Origin of the sequence: Gracilibacillus thailandensis (genome assembly GCF_010994055.1) — a bacterium.
GTDB classification, from domain to species: domain Bacteria; phylum Bacillota; class Bacilli; order Bacillales; family Amphibacillaceae; genus Gracilibacillus; species Gracilibacillus lacisalsi.
In genome coordinates this window covers 44771-56818 of the sequence record NZ_WJID01000022.1, presented here as the reverse complement: position 1 = coordinate 56818, position 12048 = coordinate 44771, and the positions used below count along the sequence as shown (strand labels likewise).

General features: G+C 36.5%; 12 protein-coding genes. 10 read left to right on the top strand and 2 right to left on the bottom strand.

Translation table 11 applies throughout. The annotated features are described in order from the left end of the window. The first annotated feature begins 412 nt into the window (after positions 1-412). The 3 genes from GH715_RS08595 to GH715_RS08585 all read left to right on the top strand — a co-directional run bounded on the left by GH715_RS08595 (position 413) and on the right by GH715_RS08585 (position 2594). Complete coding sequence (locus tag GH715_RS08595) at positions 413-1126, top strand: gamma-glutamyl-gamma-aminobutyrate hydrolase family protein (protein ID WP_153834975.1); 714 nt, start codon at positions 413-415, stop codon at positions 1124-1126. A 23-nt stretch (positions 1127-1149) separates the two neighbouring features. Continuing rightward, positions 1150-1788, top strand: coding sequence for a hypothetical protein (locus tag GH715_RS08590; protein ID WP_153834976.1), 639 nt, complete (start codon positions 1150-1152; stop codon positions 1786-1788). A gap of 179 nt (positions 1789-1967) precedes the next feature. Further along, positions 1968-2594 carry a spore coat protein gene (locus GH715_RS08585; protein WP_018932955.1) on the top strand — a complete coding sequence of 209 codons (627 nt, stop codon included), beginning with the start codon at positions 1968-1970 and terminating at the stop codon, positions 2592-2594. Between the two features lie 56 nt (positions 2595-2650). Here GH715_RS08585 and GH715_RS08580 read toward each other — a convergent pair whose 3' ends face one another. Both GH715_RS08580 and GH715_RS08575 read right to left on the bottom strand, forming a co-directional pair. Next, a complete protein-coding gene (locus tag GH715_RS08580; RefSeq protein WP_153834977.1) occupies positions 2651-3181 on the bottom strand; it encodes a GNAT family N-acetyltransferase in 531 nt (176 codons plus the stop codon). Positions 3182-3278: 97 nt separating this feature from the next. Beyond that, a complete protein-coding gene (locus tag GH715_RS08575) occupies positions 3279-4319 on the bottom strand; it encodes an NAD(P)/FAD-dependent oxidoreductase (protein ID WP_153834978.1) in 1041 nt (346 codons plus the stop codon). A gap of 253 nt (positions 4320-4572) precedes the next feature. Here GH715_RS08575 and GH715_RS08570 point away from each other — a divergent pair, with 253 nt between their 5' ends. From GH715_RS08570 to GH715_RS08540, 7 genes are all read left to right on the top strand, one after another. Then, positions 4573-6504, top strand: a complete 1932-nt coding sequence (locus GH715_RS08570; RefSeq protein WP_153834979.1) for a fructose-1,6-bisphosphatase — start codon at positions 4573-4575, stop codon at positions 6502-6504. Between the two features lie 411 nt (positions 6505-6915). Next, the gene (locus GH715_RS08565) at positions 6916-8967 is read left to right on the top strand and encodes a bifunctional metallophosphatase/5'-nucleotidase (protein WP_153834980.1); all 2052 of its coding nucleotides are present in this window, start codon (positions 6916-6918) and stop codon (positions 8965-8967) included. Between the two features lie 5 nt (positions 8968-8972). Beyond that, on the top strand, positions 8973-9173 hold the full coding sequence (locus tag GH715_RS08560; RefSeq protein ID WP_163578551.1) for a hypothetical protein: 201 nt from the start codon (positions 8973-8975) through the stop codon (positions 9171-9173). 224 nt (positions 9174-9397) lie between these two features. Continuing rightward, positions 9398-10201 carry a pentapeptide repeat-containing protein gene (locus GH715_RS08555; RefSeq protein WP_153834981.1) on the top strand — a complete coding sequence of 268 codons (804 nt, stop codon included), beginning with the start codon at positions 9398-9400 and terminating at the stop codon, positions 10199-10201. 67 nt (positions 10202-10268) lie between these two features. Further along, positions 10269-11201, top strand: coding sequence for a D-2-hydroxyacid dehydrogenase (locus GH715_RS08550; protein WP_153834982.1), 933 nt, complete (start codon positions 10269-10271; stop codon positions 11199-11201). Between the two features lie 210 nt (positions 11202-11411). Continuing rightward, entirely contained in the window at positions 11412-11615 is a 204-nt protein-coding gene (locus tag GH715_RS08545) for a hypothetical protein (protein ID WP_153834983.1), read from the top strand. 143 nt (positions 11616-11758) lie between these two features. Continuing rightward, complete coding sequence (locus GH715_RS08540; protein WP_153834984.1) at positions 11759-11989, top strand: hypothetical protein; 231 nt, start codon at positions 11759-11761, stop codon at positions 11987-11989. The last annotated feature ends 59 nt before the right edge of the window (positions 11990-12048 follow it).

Genomic DNA, 12048 nt, shown 5'->3' with positions numbered 1-12048 from the left:
TTATTTTTTAATCTGTCTACTTAGAAGGGAGCATATCATAGGTTTTTCGCGTTTTTTATTATCATGAAAAGAATGACAAGACCTGAACAATATATTCATTTGGAATCGATTGATGCAAGCCATGGTCCGCAAATTATCATCGAACAAAAAGAATAGATCGAAAATTGTCTTCAGCGATCAATCCAAAACTGCAAGGACACTTTAAAATCGATGATGAACAACTAACCATTCATGGCATTTTATAAAGTATAAATTCGAGAAGTAGATGGTCAGCCTGTAAACTACTAAGAGCATAACCCATACCGACGGAAATGGGCTTTATGCAGAAGTATAATTTTTAACTTTTTTTACAAAATAAAAAAGGTTTAACAACGGCGCATAAAGTATTTAATATGGAAGGGTAGTGTTCAACATGGTTCCATCGATCAAGCCTGTAATTGGAATTACGTGTTCAATTGTTAGTCACAACAATATTCCCAGTTATAATCTGCATGAGAAGCATATTCAGTCCGTAATGCAAGCAGGTGGAGTTCCTATCATCATTCCCACAGGTCCAGAAGTGATGGCGGAAGTATGGGTCAGTATTTGTAACGGCATTATACTTAGTAGTGGGGAAGATATCGATCCCAATTCGTTTGGGGCGCATCCATCAACAAAAATCGAAAACACCAATAAAAAAAGGGATCTTACTGAAATAGAATTGGTGAAATATGCACAAAAACAAAGTAAACCGATTCTGGGGCTTTGCAGAGGTGCAACCATGTTAAATGTTGCATTAGGAGGCACAGTCATACAAGATATCGAGACTAGTAACAACCATAGCCAGCAAGCGGCAAGACCAGAGCCTACCCATTATATTCAGATCGATAAGCCGAGTCAGTTATATCAGATTCTTGGTAGCTCAAGTATCCAAGTAAACAGCATTCATCATCAGGCAATTGATCAGCTTGCAACAAATCTAAAGAAAGTAGCGATTGCCCCAGATGGTATCATAGAAGCGGTAGAAGGAGTCGATAAAACTTCCCCAATGATAATGGGCATTCAGTGGCATCCTGAGGAGATGGCGAGTGAAGACGCAACAATGCAAGGGATATTTGATGCTTTTGTTAAAGCATGCAAAAATTAAGCATAATGTTAGGGGGAAGTATATTGTCTATATCAAAAGAAAGGTCCTATGTCTGGTATGCAAGCTATGGATCTAATTTAAGCAGGGAAAGGTTTTTATGTTATATCAAAGGTGGACGACCTAAAGGTTCGGAAAAAAGAGAGGTAGGGTGTAGAGATAAATCCCTTCCAATCGCTGAAGGAACACATATCATGCCATATCCGCTTTACTTTGCAAAAGAATCACAGCGCTGGCAGAGACAAGGTGTGGCATTTATCGGATTGAGCAAAGATGAAAAGTTCCATACATACAGTAGAAAATATTTAATAACAGAAGAGCAATTTATGGATGTAGTTAAACAGGAAAATAACGGAGCGGAGATACATATCGATTTAGAGAAACTGATGGAGAGCGGATACAAGACATTACGAGATTCGTGGTATGGAACGATTTTGTTTTTAGGTGAAGAGGATGGTTACCCTATCGTCACTTTCACTGCAGATTGGGATTTAGATGTCCCTTTTCATACACCATCTAAAGAATATTTAAGTATGATCATTCATGGTTTAAAATCAACATTATCGCTAGAGAATAAGGAAATTTTAGATTATTTGATTACGAAACCAGGGATAGATGGTCATTATAGGACAGCTAGTCTTGAAAAGATAATTGAAGAAGTGTAAAAATTGTCCGGGATTCCCGGACTTTTATATTGTCTTGATCATCCTAAAAGTTGATAATGATTCTTAGAAGTAATTAACACATTTACGAGATTTTTTGTTTTTTACGAAAAATTATATACATAAATGTTCCCTAAGAGGAAAATATATACTTGAATTTTAAATACAGGAGGTTACTTATAGTGCAAAATCAAAATCAGATGCAAAACAATGCGCAAATGCCACAAAATATGGCGAACCAAGGGACTAGTCATAATCATGGTGCACATGAAATGATGGATTCCCATGAATTAATTGGTGGCCTAATCGGGATGATGGAGCAGTATCAGTTGTATGATCAACATATTCAAGACCAGGAATTAAAAGGTATTCTGCAGCGCCAAACGTCCTTTCTTACGCAAATGTATAACACAATCGTAGAAAGCTTCCAAACTGGGCAAGATCCACAAGTACCAACACAACAGTACAAAATGCAGCAAAATAATGAGGTTACTTACGGCACTCAGGCTGGGCAACCAAAAAAACCAAAGCAGTCTGTTAATGAGTTTACGGATGAATGCTTTTCCTCTTTTATGTTAGGTCATACTAAATCAATGGCTTCTGGACTCACTATGGCAGCAGTAGAGATGAACAACCCGGTATTGCGTCGTATTATTGCAGATAGTGTTCCGAACATAATCGAAATGAGCTATGAACTTTTCTTATACCAAAACAAACATGGTTATTATCAACTACCTAAACTAGACGCTCAAGATATGAATAATATGCTGCAAGCTTATACAAAAGCACCTCAACAAGGTATGCACTAAGAAAAAAGTAAGCAAACCTCAAAAACGTTACGCTTTTGAGGTTTGCTTTAAATATTCTAGTCTGTTTTTAATTTAGAATACATCTGTAAGTCAATAAACTTATCCTTAGCTTTCTCAGACTGTCTTAATGTCCCCTCATAAGTAAAACCTAACTTATCTAGAACTCTCACCGAATTAACATTTTCCGGTTCTACCTTCGCTTCGATACGATGGAAATCTAATCTATTATAGGCATAATCCATAAGCGTTGAGATTGCTTCTGGAGCAAAGCCTTTACCCCAGTGTTTTTTTGCTATTTCATAGCCTATTTCCGCCTTTTTATTTTCGAAATCAAGGGAATTATATCCACAGGATCCAATAATTTCGTTAGCGTTTCTTTCTATGATGGTAAAACGGATTGCTTTATGATCTTGTGCCAACCGGTCGAGAAAAGAGATCATTTCCTCAGCCTGCTCTTTCGTTGTAAAGTTAGTAATGTTCATAAACGCTGTTACATCAGAGTCAGACCAAATGGTAAACAGACTAGCTGCATCTTCAGAAGTCATCTTCCTTAAGTGCAGTCTTTTCGTATATAGATGTTGTATCAATACTTTTACCTCCCATTTGTGAGTTTAATTGATGGATAAAAAATATTGATATCTGTGCATCATTCAGTCCCTTCTAAGCTATTATCTTGTCGAACACTTAAAGGTAAGCATAATCCTCCAGGTTTAAAACTGTTTCCTTATCTGTTAGATAGGCTGCAACTTCTCTGCCAATCACTGGTCCTGCTGTTAATCCGGTTGAACCTAAACCATTCACGGAAAAGATATGATCTGCAGTCCATCCAATATACGGCAATGAATCCCTTGTAAAAGGACGTAATCCTACAGCCATAAATTGGTCTTGGATAGTAGTTTCCGGAAAATAACGCATTGCTTCATGATGAAGGTATTGCTGATTTTCTTCTGACGGGGCAATGGAAAAATCTTCGGTATCCTCGTGTGTTGTTCCAATCGCAAACTGATTATGATCAGTTCCTACAATATACATTGGTCCAAGTCCCATCACAACGGGAGTTTCTTTACTTTGGTATGCATCATCCAGTTTGAGGTGCAATAATTCTGCCCGTTGATGACGGACTAAAGGTGTTTGATAATACTCACCAGCCCATGCACCAGCAGCATAAATAACAGTACCTTCTGCCTCTTCAGGCTTGATAGCTTGTTGTATCCATTTACCACCATGAAGGCTTATCCCTTCTTTTAAAGCTGAAAGCAGACTTTCTCCACGGATTTGCCCGCCTCCTTCTACAAATACTGCTGGATAACAATCAGTCAGATGTGGATGCATTTCTTTCACTTCTGCTTTTGTCAGTTTATAAACATCTCCCATTTCAGGTGATCCATCCTGTTTGGCAGAAATCCGTTCATATGCGAGTTGCTGAATCCGCTCATCTTTAAATAGACATATCGCTCCATTTCGTTTGTATCCAGTAAACTGCCCGGTTGTTTCCTCGAGTTCTTGAATGAAATCCGGGTAATAACGAGCACCTTCCTGAACAAGTCTGTACCATTTTTTATTTCTGCGCTGACTGACCCATGGGCAAATGATCCCTGCTGAAGCAGTAGTTGCTTGTCCTTTATCATAGCGATCATAGACAGTAACAGAATTCCCGGTTTTGGCAAGATGATAGGCTATGGAAGCTCCGGCAATTCCACCGCCAATGACAGTATATGTCGACATGTAACCCCTCCTGAATGATATTATAGCGCAAATCGACGTTGAAACGAAATAGCTGAGGAGTAATGCCGATATTTCCCGAGAAATAATTTTTAACACAACATTTTTTGATAAAGTGTTGTATTAAAAAAGTGATTACTAGAAATGTGTTGCATTAATTGTTACAATAATGCTATATAAAATCAGGCTGCCAATAATGGAGCTTTACGGACACAAATAGTGCCGTGATACATAACGGAGAGGGGATATCTACACATTGAATACGAAATACCTAGACTTACTTGCTGAAAAATATGACAGTGAAGAAAAAGTGGTAACCGAAATCATTAACCTGAAAGCAATTCTGAACTTACCAAAAGGTACGGAGCACTTTGTCAGTGATTTGCATGGGGAATATCATGCATTTCAACATGTGCTGAGAAATGGTTCAGGAAAAGTGAAAGAAAAAATAACGGATATTTTCAAAGATAAATTGTCACAAGATGAAATTAATGAATTCGCTACTTTGGTCTACTATCCTGAAGAGAAATTAACATTAATCAAAAATAATTTTAATCATAAACACGATTTACATAACTGGTATGAGAAAATTATTTGCGATATGATTCAACTGATTCCATACGCATCTTCTAAGTATACGCGCTCAAAGCTGCGCAAGGCATTACCAGAACAGTTTGTCTATGTTATTGAAGAATTGCTTTATAAATCTGATAAATACTCCAACAAAAAACCGTATTATGAAAAAATCGTCCAACAGATCATTACGCTAGGTCAGGCGGATAAACTGATCACCGGACTTGCTTATACGATTCAACAGTTGGTAGTGGATCATCTTCATGTAGTAGGAGATATTTATGATCGTGGACCTGACCCAGATAAAATTATGGATACGCTCATTAATTATCATTCTCTAGATATCCAATGGGGAAACCATGATGTTCTATGGATTGGTGCTTTTGCCGGTTCGAAGGTTTGCCTTGCCAATATCATTCGTATTTGTGCCCGTTATGATAACCTCGATATTATTGAAGATGTTTATGGAATTAATCTTAGGCCATTATTAAATTTAGCTGAAAAATACTATGATGATAACCCTGCTTTCAGACCGAAGGAGCATCCTGATAAACCTCTATCAGCGGATGAGGCATTACAAATTACTAAAATTCATCAGGCGATAGCGATGATTCAATTTAAATTAGAAAGTCCCATTATTAAACGACGTCCATTCTTTAATATGTCGGAAAGACTTTTATTGGAGAAAGTAGATTATGAGAAGAATCAGGTAACGATTTATGGAAAAACATATTCACTTGAAAATACTTGCTTTGCTACAGTAGATCCAGAAAATCCGGCAAAACTGTTACCGGAAGAAGAGGAGGTAATCGATAAACTCTTGCTTTCGGTACAATATTCGGAGAAATTATCGAGACATATGAAGTTTCTTATAAAAAAAGGAAATCTATACTTAAGATATAACGGCAATTTACTAATTCATGGTTGTATTCCTGTTGATGAAGACGGAAATATGGAACAGATGGAGATTGAAGGAAACACCTATAAAGGCCGTGACTTACTGGATAAGTTTGAAGAATACTTACGCCATGCTTTTGCGAATTTGGAAGAGACAGATGATCTGGCAACAGACATGGTTTGGTATCTCTGGACAGGGGAATATTCATCTTTGTTTGGAAAACGTGCAATGACAACATTTGAGCGCTATTTCATTACAGATAAACAAGCACATAAAGAACAAAAAAATCCTTATTTTTATTTGAGAGAAGATGAGGAAGTATGCCGTAAAATGTTGGAAGAATTTGATCTTGATCCTGATCAAGGTCATATTATCAATGGCCATACCCCTGTTAAAGAAGTAGAAGGAGAGAATCCAATCAAAGCAAACGGTAAAATGATTGTCATTGATGGTGGGTTTTCCAAAGCGTATCAGTCAACTACTGGTATTGCTGGGTATACGTTGTTATATAATTCATTTGGCATGCAGTTAGTTGCTCACCAACATTTTAATTCTAAAGAGGATGTTCTGCTAAATGGTGCAGATGTTTTATCAGTTAGAAGAGTAGTAGACAAAGAACTCGAACGAAAGAAAGTGAGAGAAACCAATGTTGGAAAGGAACTATTAGAGGAGATTGAAATGTTGAAGCAATTGATGGAATACCGTTATATGAATTAATTCATTATTTTATGCCTCTCTTCTTTTATGTGAAGAGGGGATTTTTATACCTTGAGATGAAGAAACTCAGTTAGTATGGAATCTGGTGTAGTGCAGTTTTACCTAAATCAATTTTGGACTTTGTATACAGGCAATTTCAAATGCAAAATTGGGGTTATAAAAACCAAAAGGTGACTAGAGATGATCACCTTTTCTTTATCTGTTCCTAAGTCATCATTTACGTAACGATTCTAAGACTTTATAATTGGTATAGATTTACATATATTTTACGATACTTTAATTCTAAGTTAATAGTAGATTTCTAGAATGAAAGTAGGTAGATGTTGTCACTTGTTCTGTAATACTTACATCTAGTGTTTTAACATAATAGATTTAGTAGAAAACAAAAAATAATTAGGAGGTAATCATGATATGGCAAGTAATATGAGATTCGGCTTTTCTTTCAGAATGGTTGCTATTATTGTCTTAGTATTAACGATAGTCTTACCTACGAGTACATTGGCTGCAGAGGATGACAGCGATTTTTCATTAACAATCATGCATATGAATGATACACATGCACATGTAGAACCATTACCTCGAATGTTAACAGCTGTAAAAGAAGTACGAGCTGATAATCCTGAAGCACTATTACTTCATGCTGGAGATGTTTTTTCAGGTACTTTGTATTTTAACCAATTTCATGGAAAAGCTGATTTGGCCTTATTAAACTTAATGGATTTCGATGCAATGGTATTTGGGAATCATGAGTTTGATTTGGGTTCAGGTGAAGATGGACATGAGTCTCTATCAGAATTTGTAGCGGAGGCACAGTTCCCATTCCTTGGAACTAATATTGATTTCTCAGGGGATCCATTTATGGCTTCTTACATAAGTGAAAATGTATTTTCTGATTCACCTGATAATGGATCTGTCTATGACGGTATTATTAAAGAAGTCAATGGAGAACAGGTTGGTATTTTTGGGCTGACGACAGAAGATACAGCGAATATTTCGAGTCCGGTAAATGTGCAATTTTTAAACTATATAGAAGAAGCCGAACGAGCTGTTGCAGCTTTTGAAGAACAAGGTGTGGACAAGATTATTGCATTAAACCACATTGGCTATGATAGTACACCAGATATAGGAAATGACCTACAGCTTGCAGCAAGTGTCGACGGGATTGATGTCATTGTTGGTGGACACTCTCATACCAGATTAGATGAACCAGTTGTTGTATCAACAGATGAGAATGGAGCAGAAAAAGATCCAACTGTTATCGTTCAGGCACATCAATACGCACAGCTACTGGGTAAATTAGATGTTAATTTTGATGAAAATGGTGTAGTTGTAGGATATGAAGGTCAACTAATCGATATTAACGAAAAAGAAGCTGATCCAGAAGCTGAGGAAGTACTGTCTTCCTACAAAGAAGAAGTAGATGAGCTAACCAATCAAGAAACAGGCGCAGTGGCGATGAAAGATATTCCAAATCCCCGCTTAGGTGATAGTGATGTTAGTGTTCGAGCAAATGAAACAGAATTAGGAAATCTTATCACTGATGCAATGCTAGCAAAGGCGCGAGAAAAAAATCCAGAAGTTGTGATTGCCATGCAAAATGGTGGAGGAATCCGTGCGGCAATTGATGAAGGTCCTATTACTGTTGGAGAAGTGATTGCCGTATTACCGTTTGGAAATGATCCAGTTGTTGCAGAATTAACAGGAGCGGAAATTAAAGAAATTTTAGAGCACAGCGTCCGACAAGCACCTGCAGAAAGCGGTGGATTCTTACAGGTTGCTGGTATGAAATTTAACTATGATAGCACTAAAGAACCTGGATCCCGAATTGTGACGATGGAAGTAGAAGTGGAAGGTGAATATGAGGATATTGATTTAGACCAAACTTATTTAGTAACAACAAACAATTTCACTGGTAAAGGTGGAGACGGTTTTGAAGTCTTTGCTCAAGCGTATGATGAAGGACGAGTGAGAGATATCGGTGAAATTGACTGGGAACAATTACGTGATTATATGGTAGAAGATTTAGGTGGTGTGGTTGATCCGGTTATCGAAGGTCGCATAACTGACTTATTAGGGGAAGAACCTGAAGCCCCTGAGAAACCTGAAGAGGACAATGATGGAACTCCTGATGAAGAAGGTCAAGAGGATGGCGGCGACACTGGTGAAGGAACTGACAATAACGGATCTAATGATGGATCAGGTGACGGTGAAAATACAGACGAGGATACTGACAAAGTAGGTTCTGAAGATGAAGAAGATAAAGTAGATTCCGAAGAAAAAAATGGCCAAGAAACTTCAGAAGATAATAACAATGAAGCAGGCTCTGGTAATGAAAGTAATCAAGAAGAAGGAGAGCGTCTCCCGGATACGGCTACTAATATGTATACATTTCTCTTATTAGGAGCACTCGTCCTAATCACTGGGGTAGGTGTGCTAGTATATAGAAAAGTAAAAACATCATAAATAAAATGAGTGTTTATAAACACATTTCAGGTCTGTGCTCTGCTGGATTCATAGCAGGAACAGACCTGAAATTTTGTATGATTACTTTTACTTTATCCCGTATCGGACGTATTCTGGGCAAAATGATTGTTTTTGAAAAGGCATTTTCACCTGAGCTTCCCCTTTTAACTACAGAAACCGTCTTGATTGTTCAACGTGCTGCCTAATAATATTGGATTGCGTTTCTTGCATTTCCATCCATCATTAAATACGTAGGGGTAATGTTTACCGTTATTTATTGTCCTCCTTATAATCTATAAAGTTAATAGAATCATTTCATTTTCATTCCTTATTGATTTCTTATTTTTTGCTCTTTTCAAGGCATTCAAGTGATAGTGTGATAGAATATGATTAATAATTCACTGTCAAAAATATGGAGGAACTATTGAAAATGCTAAATGATCTTAAATCAGATTGTAAAAACTGCTTTGCTTTATGTTGTGTAGCTTTACCATTTGGTAAGTCTCATGATTTTCCCTTCACTAAAGATGGTGGAAAACCATGTCGAAACTTATGCTCCAATAATATGTGTTCCATTCATGACCAATTGAAAGACAAAGGCTTTAATGGTTGTGTTACGTATGAATGCTTTGGTGCAGGTCAGCATGTTTCACAAACTATCTATGGTGGGAAAGACTGGCGTGAAGATAGTGAACATGCAGAAGAGATGTTTGCTGTGTTTCCTATTGTTCAGCAACTACATGAAATGCTTTGGTACCTCAAACAAGCATTGATAATAATGGAAACAGAACCTTTACATGACCATCTTCAGCAAATTTATAATGATACTGTAAAACTAACTAAGAAGCATCCAAAAGAGATTCTAGAATTGAATATTATGGAACATAGAAGCATTGTCAACAGTCTGTTGAAAAAGACGAGTCAATGGTATCGGAAAGACTTCATGAATAAAAATAAAAGAATAATGGAGACAAATGATTTAATAGGGGAAAGTTTAGAAGGGTCAGATCTTAAAGGAGAGGACTTTCGCGGGAAGCTATTGATAGCAGCAGATTTAAGCAATAGTGATTTAAGAAAAGTAGATTTTATCGGGTCAGACCTTCGAGATGCTAAGTTATATAGTGCTGATTTGACAAGTGCTCTTTTTCTTACACAATCTCAAATTAATTCAGCAAAAGGAGATGGACGTACTAGACTTCCAAGTTATTTAGAAAAGCCTAGTCATTGGGGATAATACTTAGATAACGGAATTGTATATTGCCCCTTTTGACAAGGCGTTCATTATCGAAAGGAGAACACCAATGAAAATCAACCATATTTTATTTGTAAGCCCTTTGAATCAAGAAATGCGGAATCTGATAGAAGATTATAAATTAGACAAGGAATTTCGTTATTTGACAGAAGAAGAAATAAGCGAGGAAGATTTAGACTGGGCTGATGCGTTTATATCTTTCAAAACTAGAGCAAGTTATGACTATAGTAAAGTGAAATGGGTTCATTCTCTAGGTGCTGGTGTAGATAGTTTCTTATTTAGAAAGAAATGGAATGACGATGTAATCTTAACCAGAACGATTTGTTCGTTTGGAGAAAGAATTAGTGAGTATTGCCTTAGCTACATACTAAAAGACTTACAGTATCATGATCAATTCTTTCAACAGAAAGCGGAGAAGCATTGGAAACCTACCACACCTAAGATGTTAAACGATTCAAAAGTAATGATTTATGGCACAGGAGAAATAGGTCAAAAAATAGCACAAGTCCTTTCCTTTTTTGATGTAGAAGTTTACGGAGTATCATGGAGCGGTGAACAAAAGGAATATTTCAAAGAGGTATTTACAGTTGACTCGAATTCTTCATTAATGAATAAAATGAATTATCTGATTAATACCTTGCCATTAACGGAAAAAACAGAGCATTTAATTAACAAAGATATTTTTTCAGGTTTATCGAGTGTCGGCTTTATCAATGTTGGCAGGGGAGAATCTGTTAGTGAATTAGATCTCATACATGCATTGGATACTGGTCAGGTTAGGTTTGCTGTACTTGATGTATTTCAAGAGGAGCCACTGTCACAACACAGTCCATTGTGGCAACACCCAAACGTGATGATTACACCACATATTTCAGCTGTGACAACTGCTAAAGAAGCGGTAGAATGTTTTGTTGACACACTTGAAAATTTAGAAAAGGATAAACCTTTATCTAATAAAGTTGATGTCAAAAAAGGGTTTTAATAGCGTACAAAAATCACCCCTCAACAGCTATCTAATGAAATATACTATGCATAGAGGATATAAGAAGAAAAGGACCAGTTTGTGGAATGATTGAAGGTATTTCACGAAAGAACTTGAATATAGTATAAAATCTTATTGTAGGAGTTTTTTATTTGACTGTTCTAGACGAAAATCAAGTTTATGAATTATGGGTAAAAGCATGGAACGAGGATGAGGTTAAGTGAGGTTTTTGAAGAGAATAAAGAACGGGAGTTTCATGGGAAGATAAGAGTTGCGATTTATGATGATAACGACAATTTAATTAATGATAAGGTGATTTCATTGGAGCCGGGTGAGACGAAACAAATCAATACTGATTTTGGTGATCCGAACTTTTCCTGGTTTCGTTATGAGTTTTATCCAGAAGAGAGTTAATCGGAATTCCCTAAATAAAAAGTGATAAAAAAAGACAGAAATCCAAATAATGAATTGGATTCTGTCTTTTTCTCATTATTATTCATAGATTGTAGCTTCTCGCTATAAAATAAATTACTGAACAAATAAGGAAAGGTGAGATCATGACGTTATATGAAGCTATTTTAGAATGTTTCATTGAAAAACAAAAGCCAATGACTATTCAAGAAGTGGAAATATATATCGGTCAGCAATATAAACAAAAGTGGAAAGATATTGGTACTACTTTAGCAGATATGGTTCCGGTTAATTATGGTGGGAATTCTTCTTCGTCTGTACCAGCAGAATATAGAAGATTAAAAAGACTAACTAGAGGAACATACACGTTAATCTGAGAGTATTTCGTTAATATTTCCCCTGTTTGCCGAATACAATAAACCATCATTGCAAAAAA